This is a genomic window from Rhizobium sp. WW_1, from assembly GCF_003610155.1.
Taxonomy (GTDB): Bacteria; Pseudomonadota; Alphaproteobacteria; order Rhizobiales; family Rhizobiaceae; genus Rhizobium; species Rhizobium tropici_A.
In genome coordinates this window covers 34,911-50,666 of record NZ_RAIN01000024.1, presented here as the reverse complement: position 1 = coordinate 50,666, position 15,756 = coordinate 34,911, and the positions used below count along the sequence as shown (strand labels likewise).

Below are 15,756 nucleotides of genomic sequence, written 5' to 3'. Positions count from 1 at the left end.
TCATGGGGATATTAAAGGACGAGGCCGCCGGCCCGGTTTTCGATCAATCGGACAATGTTGAGCGCGGTCATCTCGGATGATTTCGGATTGGTCGCCAGGGGCCGGTTCTGCAAGCGGATCTCAAGCTTGCCGAAATCGCCCTCCGCATGGATTTCGTGGGCATTGAGCTCGACATGCGGATCCGCAATCAACGTCACGCGCGTGTGATCCATGCCGATGCCGGCAAGCGAGGTGATAATTGTCGCATTGGCATTCTGCGGGAAACGGTCGGCCGCTTCGCGCGCGGTCCCTTCGAAAAAGGAGAACGGCGCCTGTAGCGCGTCGAGGTCGCAAAGCTCCTCCGCCGCCGTCCCGCGCCAGGCTTTTGTAGGCTTGACGATGCGATGCTCGACGCCTGAGAGATTGAGCCTGGATGCCGCCGCAAGCGCGTCGATGCCACCGAGCGCGCCTGGGGGCACCAGCAGCTGCCGGCGTTGGATCTCGGCAAGTGCCACCAGCTCGGACAGAATTGTCTCATCAGTCAGGGCGGAGGTGGAGGAGACCGCAAAATCCATGCCGGCCGAAAACGCCGCGCGGGCAAAGGGTAGCACGCTTGCTCGCCCCGCCGCTTCGACGACCAGTGTCGCGCCTGTCGCCGCAAGATCGCCGGGCTCTTTGATCAGCCGTGCGCCGGCAGGCAACGCCACGCGCTCACGCTCCAGATCGCGGACGGCCACCGCAACGATAGCAACGGGAGAGTGGCGGTCCGCCAGAAGCGAGGCGACGCGCTGATTGATGGCTCCCCAGCCGACAAGACAGATCGCTTCAGATTCCGACATAACCCTGCACCTGCTGAAAATCCCGATCGAGATCGGCGCCGTTGCCCGACCAGACGCTTCGTCCCTTCTCGATAATATAATGCCGATCGGCCAGCCGCTTCAGCACGGCGAGATTCTTGTCGACAAGGAGGATCGCCTGACCGGCTGTACGCAATTTTCCGATGACATCCCAGATTTCCGCGCGAATGACCGGGGCAAGCCCCTCGGTCGCCTCATCGAGAATGAGAAGCCATGGATTGGTCATCAGGGCCCGGCCTATGGCGAGCATCTGCTGTTCGCCGCCGGAAAGCGTGCCGGCCGCCTGCTCGGCGCGTTCGCGCAGGCGCGGAAACAGCGCATACACCCGCTCCAGCGTCCAGCCGTCTGCGTATTTCTGCCGGTTGGCGGCGGTGGCCACGAGATTCTCCCGAACGGTCAGTGTCGAAAAGATCTGGCGTCCTTCGGGCACGAGGCCAACGCCGAGCCGCGCCACACGCTCCGGCGGTTGTCGGGTGATCGGTTGGCCGCCGATCGTCACCCTGCCGCCGCGTGCAGGGACGAGACCCATGATCGTCTTGATCGATGTCGTCTTTCCCATGCCGTTGCGACCCATCAAGGTGACGCATTCGCCTTTGGCCACTTCGAACGAGACATCGAACAGCACCTGGCTGTGGCCATAGCCGGCTTGAAGTCCTTCGACACTCAGCATAGTTCGTCCTCGTTTCCGAGATAGGCCTCGCGCACGTCTGCGCTCGCGGCAATTTCCTCGGCGTTGCCGGTCATGATGATCCGCCCGTAAACAAGCACGGAAATGCGGTCGGCGAGCGCAAATACGGCGTCCATGTCGTGCTCGACCAGCAGGATCGTCACCTTGCCGCGAAGGTCCCGCAACACGTCGATCATGTCCTGGCTTTCGGCATGGCCAAGGCCGGCCATGGGCTCGTCGAGCAGCAACACCTTTGGTCGGCCGGCCAGCGAGACCAGAAGCTCGAGCTGTTTTCGTTCGCCATGCGAGAGGTCGTCGACGACGATGTCGGCGCGTTTGCCGAGTGGGCTGCGACCGAGCAACTCATCGGCCTCTTCCCATACGTCGTGGCGCGCCGTCATGCGATCAAGTATGCGTAGATTGCGGCCGAGCCGCACCTGGACAGCCGCGGCAATGTTCTGCCGCACGGTGAACTCCCCGAGCAGGCTCGTTACCTGGAAGGTGCGTCCGAGCCCGAGTTTCACACGCGCAGCCGGTGCCAGCCGGGTGATGTCTTGTCCCGCGAAAATGATCCGGCCTTCGGTGGGGAGCAGATTGCCGCACAGCTGGTGGATCAGCGTCGATTTTCCAGCACCATTCGGTCCGATCAGGGCATGAATATGCCCCTCCTGGAGCGAAAAGCTGACCTTGTCCGTCGCCGTCAGCCCGGCAAAGCGCTTAACCAGTTGTTGCGTCTCAAGGATCGTCGTCATGCCGCGCTCCCTCGAAATCGTGCGAGAAGGCCCTGGATGCCGCCCTTGGTGCCGAGAACCACGACGAGAAGAAGGATGCCGAGGACAAGTTGCCAATGCTCCGTCCAGCCCGCCAGATAGGTCTGCAGAAGGGTAAAGGCTGCGGCGCCCAAAATCGGGCCGACAAAGGTGCCGACCCCGCCAAGTATGATCATGATCATCAGCTCGCCGGACTTGGTCCAGGCAAGCGTGTCGGGGCTCACGAACCGCATGAAGACCGCCATGAGCGCGCCGGCAAGCCCTGCTCCCATGCCTGAGAGCACGAAGGCGTAAAGCTTGTAGCGGAAGGGCTCGATACCGAGCGACATCATGCGCTTTTCATTCTGGCGGATGCCGGCAAGCATGGTGCCGAAGGAAGATCCGAGCACGCGGTTCAGCCAGAGGAAATAGAGGACCGCGACCGCAAGGATCACGAAGTACACCGCCGTCTTGTCGCGCAGGCCGATACCGAAGAGCGTATTGGCGTTGCGCACGATGATGCCGTCGTCGCCGCCATAGGTTTTGAGCGAGACGAAGAAGGCAAACAGCATCTGAGCGAAGGCAAGCGTGATCATGATGAACTGCACGCCGCCGGTTCTCAGCGCCAGGGCGCCGATGACGAGCGCGAGCAGGCCGGAGACGAGAATCGCGACGGGCAGGGTGATCAGCAACTGGTCCGTGCCGGGTATGAAGCCGAACAGCGGCACGCCTTCCGCGTGATGATAATACAGGATGCCGACGACATAATTGCCGATGCCGAAAAAGGCGGCATGACCGAAGGACACCATGCCGCCGGCGCCGAGTGCGAGATTGAGGCTCGCGGCGGCAATCGCGTAGATCATCACGCGCGCGACCAGGCTCGGCAGTGCCGGCTGGCCGATCGCCGGCGCGACAAAGGGCAGGGCAGCCAGGCAGGCGACGACAATGAAACTGAGAAATATGCGGCGCATCGTCAACCTTTCGCCGGAAACAGGCCCTTCGGCTGAACGAGCAGCACGATCGCCATCAAAAGGTATATGCCCATGGACGAGATACCGGCCCCCAAAGCATCGGCATCGGGGCCCGCCATGAGGTGCCGCAACAATCCCGGCATGAAGGCTCTGAGCCCGGTATCAAGCACACCGAGCGTGATGCCGGCGACGAAAGCACCCTTGACCGATCCGACGCCGCCAATGACGACGACGACGAATGTCGCAAGCAGGATCTGCTCGCCCATGCCCACCTGTACGCTCACAACCGGCGCCATCATGAAGCCGGCAAGACCGGCCAGCATCGACCCTAGCCCGAAAATCAAGGTGTAGAGCAGCCTGATATCGACACCGAGCGCTCGCACCATGTCGCGGTTGGTCGAGCCGGCGCGAACCAGCATGCCGATGCGCGTGCGGTTGATCAGCAGATAAAGCCCTAAAGCCACCAAGAGGCCGACGAGAATTATCAGCAATCGGAAGGGGGGATAAAGAAGTCCCGGAAGCAGTTCGATCGGTTGCGACAGCATGTCGGGGAGTTGCAGGAAGATCGGTTGTCGGCCGAACAGCAAGACCGTCAGCTCATTGAAGATGAGGATCAAAGCGAAGGTGGCCAACACCTGGTCGAGATGGTCTCTCTCGTAAAGCCGGCGCATGACGCCAAGCTCGACGATGATGCCAACCACCGTCGAGGCGACCAGCGCCGCGGGCAGTCCGAGCCAGAAGTTGCCGGTGGCGCTCGCTGCCCACGCGCCGGCAAAGGCTCCCACCATGTAAAGCGAGCCATGGGCAAGATTGATGACGCCCATGATGCCAAAGATCAGGGTTAGCCCCGCAGCCATCAGAAACAGCATCACGCCATAGAGAAGGCCGTTGAGCAATTGTTCAAGGATAAGGGTCATTGCGTGGTCCGGTGACCTTTTGTCGAGCAGAGAGTGAAACCAATGCGCGAAAACCCGGGGTACCAAGGATGATGTCCGGGTCTTCGCTTATGGATCAGAGCTTGCAGTCCTTGGCGTGGATGTCGCCGTAATTTTCGATGAGCTTGCGCACTGTCTTGGTTGTCGGAACGCCGTCGGGACCCTTGACCACCTCGAGCAGGTACCAATCCTGCACCGGATGCTGGTTCGAGCCAAAGCTGAACTTGCCGCGGACGGACTGGAAGTCAGCCTTCTTGAGCGCGGCGCGGAAGGCATCGATGTTGTCGATGCTACCGGTCGCCTTGAGTGCGGAGGCGATCAGGCGAGCGACGTCATAGCCCTGGGTGCCGTATGTGGTCAAAGGCCGATCCGGATAGGTGGCTTTCCACTTTGCGACCAGCTCCTTGCTGGCGGCATTATCAAAATCCGGACTCCAGTGTGAGGTGACCTTCAGGCCGACGGCCGCGTCGCCGAGGCTCTTCAACACGACTGCGTCGCTCGAGGGCTCTGAAAGCACCATCGGGATCTGGCCGAGCAGGCCTGCCTGCTGATACTGGCGAAGGAAGGCGATGCCGAGGCCACCCGGATGGAATTGAAAGACGACATCAGGCTTCGCCGCCCGGATCTGCGCCATTTCGGCGGAATAGTCGGTCTGATCGAGCTGGGTGTAGACTTCGCCGACGATTTCGCCGCCAAACGTGCGCTTGAAGCCGTTCAGCGCGTCCTTGCCTGCCTGATAGTTGGGCGCCAGGATAAAGGCGCGCTTGTAGCCGAGTTCCTTTGCCGCAATGCCGGAAGCCTCGTGCAGCGAGTCGTTCTGCCAGGGGACAACGAAGTAGTTCGCATTGCAGTCCGGGCCGGCAAGATTGGAGGGGGCGGCATTGGCGCTGACATAGATCGCGCCATTGTCCACGACGTCGGGCACCACGGCCCCGGCAATATTGGAAAAGATGATGCCGGTCAGAAGCTTGATCTTTTCGTCGCCCATCATTTTTTCGGCGATCTGGCGGCCATTGGCGGGTTTGTTGGCATCGTCCTCGACGACCAGCTCGACGGGAACGCCGCCGAGCTTGCCACCCTCCATGTCGATCGCGAGCTTCATGCCGTCTCGAACATCCTGGCCGAGATAGCCGCCCGGACCGGACAGGGTGGTGATCACGCCGATCTTGACCGGATCGGCCGCGAACGCCGCCGTTGCGCTGGCAAGCGCAACGGTCAACGCAAAGAGTGTAGTCCTGAGTTTCATAGGGTTCCCCATTGTTTCGTTATTGCATTTGTTTCGATCGTTATTTTCCGCCTCTCCCCCGGCAGAATTTATTGCAATTTTACCCAGCCTTCCGGCGGTGTCTTGCCCGGATGGACCGTTCCGCATTTCGGGCAGGTGCGAAGTTTCTCGTCTGCGTAGAATTTTGCATAGAGCGGAGGAAGGTCGTCAACTATAGATTCCAGATCGACCTCGGCTCTGTGCACTAAAGTTGTGCATTCGAAGCAATACCATTCGACCGCATCGAGAGCGCCTTCCTCCCGGACCGCCTCGATGACAAGACCGATGGAGCCTTCCTGCGGGCGCTGCGGCGAATGACGGATATGAGCCGGCAGCAGGAAGACGTCGCCCTCGCGAATCGGTACGTCGTAGAATTCCTTGCCGTCATAGAGCTTGAGCACCATGTCGCCCTTGAGCTGGTAGAAGAACTCCTCGGACGGGTCGTCATGATAGTCGGTGCGGCGGTTCGGGCCGCCGACGATCGTCACCATCAGGTTGCCATCCTTCCAGATCTGCTGGTTGCCGACGGGCGGCTGCAAGAGATGGCGGTGTTCTTCGATCCATTTTTGAAGGTTGAATGCGCTCAGTCTGGTCATTGTCGTTCCTCCCTTTTCGAGATCAGCCCAGTTTTAATCCGCTTTGTTCGAAGGCCTCGCGGGTCAGGCGCTTCTCTGTCTCGGTGAGCTCGAGCAGCGGCGCGCGCACCGGACCTCCCGCTTGACCAAGAAGTTCCTGCCAGTATTTTTGGTGGGCGTGCGGCTTCTCGGCCGGACGCGACCGCTTGAAGGCATCGCGGACCTGTTGGAGGCTGGCGCTCACGGCTTTTGCCTCGGCAGCCTTGCCGGCAAAAGCGAGGTCGGTGTAATCCCGCATGCGGCGATCGACCTTTGTCTGCAAGGTGTAAGGCGGCGACGAGCAGAGATAGAGCTGCCAGCCGAGCTCCAGAACATTATCCAGCCACTCTTCCTCGGAGGCGGTAGAGACCAGAATGCGATCGCCCGCAAGCGCCGTGAGCTTCTTGTACATGTCGCGGGGGACGGAATATTTGATGGCGACCACCGTCTCGATATCGGCGAGACGGTTGCAGAGTTCCGGGCTCATCAGGTAGCCACTATCGGGATGCGACCAGAGCGCCATGCCGATATCGACTTTAGAAGCGATGGTTTCGTAGTAGCGCGTCAATGTTTCGTCCTGCGCCTTGGCGAAATGCAGGATCGGCGCATGGACGACGATATAGTCGGCGCCGCAGGCCTGGGCGTGTTTTGCAAGCTCGATAACGACATCCATGTTCTGGTCTGAGCAGGACATGATTGTCTGCGCCCGGCCAGCCGCCGCTTCGACGGAGAGGTCGAACAGCCGCTTGCGCTCGTCCAGGGACATCGAAAAGAACTCGCCCTGCTTTCCGGCAATGAAGAAGCCGTCAATAGCGAGCTCGGTAATCCAATGATGCATGTTGCGGCGGAAGCCGTCTTCGTCGAGGGTGCCGTCTCCCTGGAATGGCGTGTTGGCTGCAGCCCAGATCCCGCGCATCGTTGCGCGCGAGTGTGCCTTGGCGTCCTTGCGGTCGTATTTCATTTGTCCTCCTCGATCGCCCGGATGGCCGGGAAATCATCCTCAGGATGGCATGGCGGCACGACCATTAAACTGCCGCGCCCGCGCGTTGCGAGACGATAGTTCTGGCGTCCGGCCCGTTCGGCAATATCCTGTTCTTCGATCCATTAAGCCGTAGATTTTTTTATTCAAGAACCGACGAAATATGCATATATTCATGTTGAATTCAGTATGGATCGGCTGATGATAAATCTGCGTCAAGTCAAGTGCTTCCAAGCCGTCGTCGAACTGGGGAATTTTTCTCGCGCGGCCGAGCGATTGCGCACGAGTCAGGCAGGCGTGTCCCACGCAATCCACGATCTGGAGGCGTTATTGGGTACCCGGCTCTTCGATCGTACGACAAGGCGAGTTGAATTGACCGAGGCGGGCCAGATCTTCGCCGCCGGAGTATTGCCGGGGCTGGCCGAAATTGAGCGGGCCGTGGAATCGGTGCGCGACCTCAGCGATCTACGAACGGGGCTGGTGCGCATCGCCGCGCCGCCGCTCCTTGGTGCGACGGTCCTGCCACGCCTGTTGCAGGAGGTCGGCAAAGTTCATCCCAACTTGAAGCTGCGCATTGAGGATGTCGGCACGGATTTGATCGTTCCGCGCGTGCGCAACGGCCTGTACGAGATCGGTATCGGGACTTTCAATGCTGACGAGGAAGGAATTGACCGTCAACATGTGCTCAGCGACCGCTTGATGGTCTTCATCCAAATGGAGCATCCATTCAAATCGGTCGAGGAGGTGGAATGGAAATCACTGCACGATCAGCACGTGATTACGCTGACTAGGGAAAGCAACATCCGGCTTCTGACCGAAATCGGGTTTGAAACTGCGGGCTTGCCTCTTCGCCCGCATCTGGAAGTGCACCAGATCCACACTGCTCTTTCGCTCGTCGAAAGTGGCGCCGGCGTCGCCGTGCTTCCGACCTATGCCTTCGCTGCCTTGAATGGCAGGGGGGTCGCCGCTCGCCCGCTCACGAACCCGGCGCTAACGCGGCAGGTAAGTATCATTACTGCGCGTGATCGCATTCCCTCGCCAGGAACGACGGCCGTGCGTCCCTTGCTGAAGAAGATCTTGCGTCAGATGGTGCCGGAGATACTTTGACGCGATCCAAGGCCGGTGTTGCACGCAGATTTTTCCTTGGTGGCAAGAAGCATCCAATCATCAGAGCAATCAACATCAACACTTCACGTTCCACAATAGCCGCTTATGCCAGCCGGCGTGTGAGTCAGGCCCGGTCGAAGGCTCGATTCCTTTCAAGAGCCCTTCATCTTTCAAAATCTATCGGCATGGACGTTTATGTTGCGAGCCGAACACGGGTGCCTATATCCGGCGTCGTGATTTCCAAACGCATGCCGTGCAGTCTCGCTATCGCCGAGACGAGGCTTAATCCCAAGCCGTTGCCGGGGGCATGTCGGCTTTTCTCGGCTCTGTAGAAGCGGCGCAGCACGGCGTCGGCGTCCTCTGCGCGTATCCCGATGCCGGTATCCTCGACCGTGACGGTCACAACGTGACCATTGCCTTCGACTTCCACGACCGCCCGCCCTTCTCTCGGCGTGAACTTAATCGCATTGTCGATCAAGTTGGCTATCGCTTCGAAGATCAGGCTGGGGTCACCAGAGATGATGGCCGGCTCGTTATTGCTCGAGTGATATGCCAGGGCAACGCCGGATTCGTCGGCCGCTGGCTCGAAGAAATCAACCGCATCGCGTGCGATCGCCTTCACGTCGATGTCTACGAAGCCCGATCTTCTGAGGCCATCTTCGACCTCGGAGATCCGTAGAAGCGCGCCGAACGTCTTGAGAATACCGCGGATCTCATCAAGCGCCTCATCGACATAACTGTGATATTCGTCGATGCTGGTGGCCCGCCGGCGTGCTCGTTCAAGGCTGGCGAGAAGGCGCGTGAGGGGCGTTCGCATGTCATGAGCGATGTTGTCGCAGACGCCCTTGACTTCCTGCATCAGGCGCTCAATTTCGTCGAGCATCTCGTTGACGACATTGGCGAGACGATCGATGTCGCCTCCGGCTCGGCCTGTCGGCAGCCGCTGCTTGAGGTCGCCTTTCACGATCTGCGCAGCTGCGTCAGACATCGCATCCAGGCGGCGAACCGCGCCGACACCGACGGCGATGGCACCTGCAAGCCCGAAAACTGCGGTAATAAGCGATGCGAATAGCGTCGCGTTTTCGAGGCGTTCGCGAAACTCGCGTTGCTCATGCAGGCTTTGCGCCACGAGAATGGCGGTGCCATCGGCCCGATGACGCAGCAGCCCTCGATAATGGTCCCTCCTGGCCGCGCTGCGGTCGGCGAAATCGAAGGGAGCATCGAAAACAGCGTGATCGGGATAGGAGAGGGAAACGCCCGCAATCAACTTGCCGCTCCGATCGAAGAGGGAGAATGGCCGCTCGGCATTCGTCGGGTCTTTACTTCGGACTGCCAGTCGAGAAAGGACCGCGTCTTCGGACAGGCTTTGGAGTGATTGCATTTCGCGGGTAAGCCACTCATCGCTTCGCTGGTCGAGAAAACTCTGCATTTGCCAGTCGACAAACAAAAACAGCGCGCCTGCGGCCGCGCCGAACACGAGAAGGAAGACAAGCGCCAGCCGGAACCCGCTCGTTCGAAAGAGTTCAATTGATCGCATCGAGAACATAGCCTGAGCCACGAAGCGTCCGGATCATTGGCACGAGGCCGGGCAGATCGAGCTTCTTGCGAAGTTTGCTGATGTGGACGTCGATGACATTTGTCGCCTCGCCATAGCGATAATGCCATACTTCCTCGAACATCATCGTGCGGGTGACGATTTGGCCCGAATGCCGGACAAGATATTCAAGCAACTGGTATTCCCTTGGTAGAAGATCGATAACGTTGCCGGCCCGGCTTGCGGTATGCGTCAGCAGGTTGATTTCGAGATCACCGACGCGCAGCACCGTCTCCTGGCTGGCAACGGTACGCCTGCGCATGAGAACATCCAGTCGAGCCGTCAGTTCAAGCGCTTCGAACGGCTTTGTCAAATAGTCGTCGCCGCCCGCCTTAAGGCCGCGGACTCTCTCGTCGACCGCAGAAAGGGCGCTCAAAATGAGAACGGGTGTTTGCACCGCAGCTGCTCTTAGGGCTGCCAGTAGTCCAAGACCGTCGAGTGTTCCGGGCAACATTCGATCCAAGACGATCGCATCGAACGTACCTGAAACGGCCTTGACGAGACCATCCCGACCGTCGGGTGCCTGCGTGACGGTGCAGCCGTGATCAACAAGTGCTGCCTCGATTTCGGATGCGGTCCCCGGATCGTCCTCGACCACGAGTATCTTCGACACATTTCCTCCACGAAAGCTGACTAATTTTTGCGTATTATCTAGATAATCAATGCTGAATGTTCGTTCGCCCGAACATGAAATCAATTTCATGTTCGCGAGCGCTCGTGATGATATACCGTCTTCAACGAGGGTTGAATGCGCCTACTGGTAGTTGAAGATGATGACCGAAGTGCGGCCTATCTAAAGCGAGGGCTTTCAGAATCCGGGCATGTCGTCGACGTTGCGAGCGATGGCGAACTCGGTCTCGCGCTTGCAATGGAGCTGATTTATGACGGGTTGATCGTCGACCGCCTGCTGCCGAAGCTTGATGGTATCGAGCTCGTACGGCGCCTTCGGGCGACGAATGTCAATGTGCCCGTGATCATGGTGAGTGCGCTGGCAAGCGCAATGGATCGTGTTGAGGGCTTGCGGGCCGGCTGTGACGACTATCTGGCGAAACCCTTCTTCTTTTCGGAACTTCTCGCTCGCATCGAGGCGATTACAAAGCATTTCATCGGCGATGCCTATGAAAATACTTTGGTGGTCGGTGACCTGTCGCTCGACATCCGGCGGCGGATCGCCCGCAGGCACGAACACACCATCGACTTGCAGTTCAGGGAGTTCCTTCTTCTGCAGGCACTTATGCGTAATGCAGGTTCTGTCGTAACCCGGTCGATGTTGCTGGAGGCCGCCTGGGACTATGACTTCGATCCGCGCGGCAACATCGTCGACATGCGCGTCCATCGGCTGCGCAAGAAGATCGATATGGTCGCATCGACAAGCATGATCATTACGGTTCCCGGCGCGGGATATATGATCAGGCCATAATCATGCGCCGCCGGGAAACATAAAAAAAATTTCATTCTGGCGCGAATTGCTCGCCACCTGTGATCCATCACATTCGCAAGCATCGCTCGGCAAGGCCTCGTCTCGCCGTGTAATTAATGGTGCTTGATGGAGTTTTGCGGTGGATCGCTCCCGAACAGGGTCAAACAGGTCAAATAAGAGGGTTTACCTCATCGGGTTCTGCGCGTTGATCGGAGCGGCGGCAGTTGCTTTCTACACCGTTTCTCAGCCCAAGGTCGTTTTGAGTAAAACAAAAGCGGCGGCAGCTGAGCATGCGCCGGTTCCGGTGCAGACTTCCAAAGTAGAGGTAAGGGACCTGCCGGTTGTGCGCGGTGGTCTCGGCGTGGTCTCGCCTTTGACCGCAGTGGACGTGAAGGTCCGCGTCGATGGTCAGCTTCAGCACATCGCTTTTGTCGAGGGGCAAGATGTCAAGGCCGGCGATATCCTTGCAACCATCGACCCCCGTCCTTACGCGGCGGCTGTCGCACAGGCGGAAGCCGATTACGACAAGGAGCTCGCCCAGCTCGACCAGGCCAAGATCGACGAGGCTCGGGCACAGAAGCTGACGACCACGGGCAGTGGCACGACCCAGGCGGCGCAGACTGCGGCAGCACAAGTCAAGGTCATGGATGCCACAGCCGCATCGGGAAAGGCTGCACTCGATACCGCGAAACTCAATCTGGAATTCGCAACCATCACGGCTCCGATCAGTGGCAGGGTAGGCCTGCGCCAGCAGCAGGAGGGTGGCATCCTGCGTACAACCGATGCGACTGGCGTGGTGACGGTCACGCAGATGCGGCACATCGCGGTCGAATTCACGCTGACGCAGGATGACCTTCCCGGGCTGATTGCGGGTCAGGCAAAGGGCCAGTTGAGCGTCGCCGCATACAGCCGCGATGGCGCCAAGCACCTCGCCGACGGAAAGCTGAGTGCGATCGACAGTCAGGTGGATTCGTCGACCGGCATGGTGAAGCTGAAGGCTGTGTTTGCAAATGACGACCTGACGCTTTGGCCCGGAGAGCTGGTGACCGCAAACATAACGTTGCGCACCGATCCGAATTCGACGGTCGTGCCGTCATCCGCGATACAGAATGGACAGACAGGGCCTTATGTCTTTGTCGTCAAGCCGGACAACAAGGTTGCAACCGCATCCGTTAGCACCGGAATCACTTATTCGGGTCTCACCGCAATCACGCAAGGCGTCTCCGGCGGCGACATCGTCGTTACCTCTGGTCAGTCTCGACTTACCGATGGAACGCTTGTCTCAGCGCAAGGATCGGACAGCAAGAAGCTGGCAGCCGCCGACGAGGAGCCTGTCCAATGAATCTTTCACGAATCTTCATCCAACGCAGGGTCGGAACCTGTCTGCTGGCGGCCGGACTCCTGATCGTCGGTTCGATTGCCTACGGCCTGCTGCCCATCGCGTCGCTGCCCCAGGTCGACTTTCCGACAATCCAGATTTCGAGCTCCCTTCCCGGCGCAAGCGCCGAGACGATGGCGACATCTGTTGCCACACCGCTGGAAAATCAGCTTTCGACTATCTCAAGCGTGTCCCAGATGACGTCGACGAGTTCGTCCGGACGCACCTCGATTACGCTGCAATTCGACCTCAACAGGGATATCAACGCCGCCGCACAGGACGTTCAGGCCGCAATCAGCGCCGCAAGCGGCCAATTGCCGAAGGACCTGCCGGCTGCTCCAGACTTCCATAAGAGCAATCCGGCTGAGGCGACGATCCTGACACTGGCGCTCACATCCGACCGTATTCCGACGACCGAGCTCGATCATTATGCCGAAGACATCATTGCGCAGCAAGTTTCGCAGATGAATGGCGTCGGGCTGGTGGATTATCATGGTCCGCAGCGGCCGGCGATCCGTATTCAGCTTGATCCGGACAAGGTTGCAGCGCGAGGGCTGACGCTTGAAGATATCCGAAGTGCTGTCGGTGCGCAGACCGTCAATCAGCCAAAGGGGCAACTGACGGGCGATGGACGGACCACGGTTCTCGATGCGACCGATCAGATCATGGATGTTCCAGCGTTTCGCTCGATGGTGATCGCCTATAAGAACGGCTCGCCCATTCGAGCGGAGGATCTCGGGACCGTGCTGTCGGCTCCGGAAGACGTCAATCAGGCGGCATGGCTGCAGGACACGCGCTCGGTGATGCTGGATGTCCATAAAATGGCCGGTTCGAACGTGCTCGACACCATCCAGGGTATCAAGGCCAAGCTGCCGCAGATGGAGGCGGGGCTGCCTGCCGGCATCAAGCTGTCGGTCGTCGCAGACAGGTCCGGGATGATCCAGGCCTCCGTCGATGACGTCAAGGTGACGATCCTCATTACCATCGGCCTCGTTGTACTGGTGATTTTCAGCTTCCTGCGCAACCTGTGGGCGACGATCATTCCAGCGGCGACCATCCCGCTGTCCCTGATCGGTACTTTTGGCATCATGTATCTCGCGGGCTATAGCCTCGACAATCTCTCCCTCATGGGACTGACGATTGCCGTCGGATTTGTCGTCGACGACGCCATCGTCGTCATCGAGAATGTGATGCGACATGTCGAAGAGGGAAAATCGACGCTCGAAGCGGCTATCGAAGGATCACGAGAGGTGGGTTTCACCATCGTTTCGATGACCGTCTCGCTCGTTGCGGTATTTATCCCGATCCTTCTCATGGGCGGCATTGTCGGTCGCCTCTTTCGTGAATTCGCCGTTACGATCAGCGTTGCAATCATCATATCGGGGCTTGTTTCCCTGACGGTTACACCGATGATGTGCGCGTGGTTGATCAAGCACGATCGCGACAGGCCGCATGGAGCATTCTTCCGCTGGTCGGAGGCGTTTTTCGAAAGATGCACCGCGGGATACGGACGAGCGCTCGATATCGTCCTTCGCTTCCGATCCATCACCTTACTCATTGCGCTTGCGACGATGATCGTCACAGGCTGGCTCTACATCTCAATCCAGAAGGGTTTTATACCGCAGCAGGATACGGGATGGTTGCAAGGGCAGGCGCAAGCCGCGACAGACATATCCTTTGCGGACATGTCGACGAAGATGCAAGGGCTTGCTCATATCGTCATGGCCGATCCGGCTGTCGATAACGTCGCTTACTGGATCAATCCCAGTCCGTCGGCCAGCGTTGGCCAGATCCAAATCAATCTGAAGCCGATCGGTACGAGAAGCCCGGCACCGCAGGTTCTTTCGCGTCTTCGCACGGCGACCATGGGATTGGAGGGGCTGACCGTCGGTCTGCAGGTTCGCCAGGACGTTCAGATCGGCGGACGTGCATCAGCATCGCAATATCAATATACGCTTCAGGACCCTGACACGGCAGAGCTCGACAAGTGGGCAGCCGCGATGACCAAGGTCCTGAAGGGTCTCCCGGAAATCCAGGACGTGATTTCCGACAAGCAGAAGGCAGCGACCAGTCTTACGCTTAATATCGATCGCTCGACGGCGTCCAGGCTCGGTGTGAGCGTTTCCCAGATCGATCAGACGCTTTACGATGCTTTCGGACAGCGACAGGTCGCGACCATGTACACCCAGGTCAGCCAATATCATGTGGTGATGGAGCTCGCGCCGCAGTTCGCCCTGTCGGCGGAGGCGCTGTCGCATCTCTACGTAAAGTCTTCGACCACCGGAAAGCTCATTCCGCTGAGCGTACTTGGATCATTGAGAACGGGCGTTCTCCCGGTATCCATCAACCATCAAGGGTCCATTCCGGCAACGACGATCTCCTTCAACCTGACGCCCGGCAGTTCGCTTGGTGACGCGGTCACAGCCATTAAAGCCGCAGAGACCAGCGCGGGCATGCCTGCAACGGTCATCGGCACGTTCCAGGGGACGGCGCAGGCATTCCAGGACTCGCTGCAAAGCCAACCCTGGCTCATTCTGGCGGCCATCGTCGCGGTCTATATCGTGCTCGGCGTTCTCTATGAAAGTGCTGTCCATCCTCTGACGATCATCTCCACCTTGCCATCCGCGGGACTTGGAGCCTTGCTGGCTTTGAAACTGGCCAATCTCGATCTGTCCATCATGGGGATGATCGGCATCATCTTGCTGATCGGCATCGTCAAAAAGAATGCGATCATGATGATCGACTTTGCGCTCGTTGCCGAGCGAGTGCAGAATTTGTCGCCGCAGGAAGCTATACGTCAGGCGTGTATGCTGCGGTTCCGTCCGATTATGATGACAACGCTTTCCGCACTGTTCGGCGCGATCCCGCTGGCATTGGGTACAGGACCCGGGTCCGAATTGCGTGTTCCCCTTGGTATCGCCATCGTCGGAGGGCTGGTCGTCTCGCAGGTGCTGACCTTGTTTACCACACCCGTCATCTATCTGGCCTTCGATAGGTTGCGGGGCAGCGCTGCAAGGCAACCATCGCATTTGCAGGCTGCAATCGGGTCATTTTGATTGGGCTATGGCCTGCGGAACCAGGTGCGTCCAAGAAGCAGCTCATCGCCGGGATGAGGTGATGTGCAATTTAGGCCCGCGGCGTTCATATTGCTCGCAAGCCCGCGCAATCGGCCGCGCCTTTTTCCTCGATCATCAATGCCGTCCAAACGTTCCTTCGCGCTCTAAGGTTGGTGGTCGCAGCCA

The 15,756-nt window shown here is 59.1% G+C and carries 14 protein-coding genes; 4 read left to right on the top strand and 10 right to left on the bottom strand.

Translation table 11 applies throughout. From position 1 onward, the window contains the following. Nucleotides 1–11: 11 nt before the first annotated feature. The 8 genes from BJ928_RS34860 to BJ928_RS34825 form a co-directional block, all read right to left on the bottom strand. A complete protein-coding gene (locus BJ928_RS34860; protein ID WP_047636254.1) occupies nt 12–818 on the bottom strand; it encodes an aspartate dehydrogenase in 807 nt (268 codons plus the stop codon). Beyond that, nucleotides 805–1,506 (bottom strand): ABC transporter ATP-binding protein, encoded by a 702-nt coding sequence (locus BJ928_RS34855; protein ID WP_047636256.1) that lies wholly within the window; start codon nt 1,504–1,506, stop codon nt 805–807. The genes BJ928_RS34860 and BJ928_RS34855 overlap by 14 nt, the downstream gene beginning before the upstream one ends. Further along, complete coding sequence (locus BJ928_RS34850; protein WP_047636258.1) at nt 1,500–2,255, bottom strand: ABC transporter ATP-binding protein; 756 nt, start codon at nt 2,253–2,255, stop codon at nt 1,500–1,502. The genes BJ928_RS34855 and BJ928_RS34850 overlap by 7 nt, the downstream gene beginning before the upstream one ends. Then, entirely contained in the window at nt 2,252–3,223 is a 972-nt protein-coding gene (locus tag BJ928_RS34845) for a branched-chain amino acid ABC transporter permease (RefSeq protein ID WP_052227990.1), read from the bottom strand. The genes BJ928_RS34850 and BJ928_RS34845 overlap by 4 nt, the downstream gene beginning before the upstream one ends. A 2-nt stretch (nt 3,224–3,225) precedes the next feature. Next, on the bottom strand, nt 3,226–4,140 hold the full coding sequence (locus tag BJ928_RS34840) for a branched-chain amino acid ABC transporter permease (protein WP_047636260.1): 915 nt from the start codon (nt 4,138–4,140) through the stop codon (nt 3,226–3,228). A gap of 94 nt (nt 4,141–4,234) precedes the next feature. Further along, the gene (locus tag BJ928_RS34835; protein WP_047636261.1) at nt 4,235–5,404 is read right to left on the bottom strand and encodes an ABC transporter substrate-binding protein; all 1,170 of its coding nucleotides are present in this window, start codon (nt 5,402–5,404) and stop codon (nt 4,235–4,237) included. Nucleotides 5,405–5,472: 68 nt separating this feature from the next. Further along, on the bottom strand, nt 5,473–6,018 hold the full coding sequence (locus tag BJ928_RS34830; RefSeq protein WP_047636262.1) for a 3-hydroxyanthranilate 3,4-dioxygenase: 546 nt from the start codon (nt 6,016–6,018) through the stop codon (nt 5,473–5,475). Between the two features lie 22 nt (nt 6,019–6,040). Beyond that, entirely contained in the window at nt 6,041–6,997 is a 957-nt protein-coding gene (locus BJ928_RS34825; protein WP_047636263.1) for a dihydrodipicolinate synthase family protein, read from the bottom strand. Between the two features lie 219 nt (nt 6,998–7,216). Here BJ928_RS34825 and BJ928_RS34820 point away from each other — a divergent pair, with 219 nt between their 5' ends. After that, the gene (locus tag BJ928_RS34820) at nt 7,217–8,122 is read left to right on the top strand and encodes a LysR family transcriptional regulator (protein ID WP_047636310.1); all 906 of its coding nucleotides are present in this window, start codon (nt 7,217–7,219) and stop codon (nt 8,120–8,122) included. Nucleotides 8,123–8,315: 193 nt separating this feature from the next. Here the strand turns inward: BJ928_RS34820 and BJ928_RS34815 are convergent, their stop codons facing one another. Further along, a complete protein-coding gene (locus tag BJ928_RS34815; protein ID WP_245432731.1) occupies nt 8,316–9,659 on the bottom strand; it encodes an ATP-binding protein in 1,344 nt (447 codons plus the stop codon). After that, the gene (locus BJ928_RS34810) at nt 9,646–10,329 is read right to left on the bottom strand and encodes a response regulator transcription factor (protein WP_047636266.1); all 684 of its coding nucleotides are present in this window, start codon (nt 10,327–10,329) and stop codon (nt 9,646–9,648) included. The genes BJ928_RS34815 and BJ928_RS34810 overlap by 14 nt, the downstream gene beginning before the upstream one ends. A 135-nt stretch (nt 10,330–10,464) precedes the next feature. On the opposite strand from BJ928_RS34810, the gene BJ928_RS34805 reads away from it, so the two are divergent. The 3 genes from BJ928_RS34805 (at nt 10,465) to BJ928_RS34795 (ending at nt 15,570) form a co-directional block, all read left to right on the top strand. After that, nucleotides 10,465–11,136 carry a response regulator transcription factor gene (locus tag BJ928_RS34805; protein WP_047636267.1) on the top strand — a complete coding sequence of 224 codons (672 nt, stop codon included), beginning with the start codon at nt 10,465–10,467 and terminating at the stop codon, nt 11,134–11,136. A 304-nt stretch (nt 11,137–11,440) separates the two neighbouring features. Continuing rightward, nucleotides 11,441–12,478: an efflux RND transporter periplasmic adaptor subunit gene (locus BJ928_RS34800; RefSeq protein WP_245432729.1), complete on the top strand. Its 1,038-nt coding sequence runs from the start codon at nt 11,441–11,443 to the stop codon at nt 12,476–12,478. Then, complete coding sequence (locus BJ928_RS34795; protein WP_047636269.1) at nt 12,475–15,570, top strand: efflux RND transporter permease subunit; 3,096 nt, start codon at nt 12,475–12,477, stop codon at nt 15,568–15,570. Before BJ928_RS34800 ends, BJ928_RS34795 begins: the two co-directional genes overlap by 4 nt. Nucleotides 15,571–15,756 lie beyond the last annotated feature (186 nt).

Coding starts and splice junctions, on each gene's coding strand:
- BJ928_RS34860 (WP_047636254.1), bottom strand. CDS start 818: ATGTCGGAATCTGAAGCGATCTGTCTTGTCGGCTGGGGAGCCATCAAT.
- BJ928_RS34855 (WP_047636256.1), bottom strand. CDS start 1,506: ATGCTGAGTGTCGAAGGACTTCAAGCCGGCTATGGCCACAGCCAGGTG.
- BJ928_RS34850 (WP_047636258.1), bottom strand. CDS start 2,255: ATGACGACGATCCTTGAGACGCAACAACTGGTTAAGCGCTTTGCCGGG.
- BJ928_RS34845 (WP_052227990.1), bottom strand. CDS start 3,223: ATGCGCCGCATATTTCTCAGTTTCATTGTCGTCGCCTGCCTGGCTGCC.
- BJ928_RS34840 (WP_047636260.1), bottom strand. CDS start 4,140: ATGACCCTTATCCTTGAACAATTGCTCAACGGCCTTCTCTATGGCGTG.
- BJ928_RS34835 (WP_047636261.1), bottom strand. CDS start 5,404: ATGAAACTCAGGACTACACTCTTTGCGTTGACCGTTGCGCTTGCCAGC.
- BJ928_RS34830 (WP_047636262.1), bottom strand. CDS start 6,018: ATGACCAGACTGAGCGCATTCAACCTTCAAAAATGGATCGAAGAACAC.
- BJ928_RS34825 (WP_047636263.1), bottom strand. CDS start 6,997: ATGAAATACGACCGCAAGGACGCCAAGGCACACTCGCGCGCAACGATG.
- BJ928_RS34820 (WP_047636310.1), top strand. CDS start 7,217: ATGATAAATCTGCGTCAAGTCAAGTGCTTCCAAGCCGTCGTCGAACTG.
- BJ928_RS34815 (WP_245432731.1), bottom strand. CDS start 9,659: ATGCGATCAATTGAACTCTTTCGAACGAGCGGGTTCCGGCTGGCGCTT.
- BJ928_RS34805 (WP_047636267.1), top strand. CDS start 10,465: ATGCGCCTACTGGTAGTTGAAGATGATGACCGAAGTGCGGCCTATCTA.
- BJ928_RS34795 (WP_047636269.1), top strand. CDS start 12,475: ATGAATCTTTCACGAATCTTCATCCAACGCAGGGTCGGAACCTGTCTG.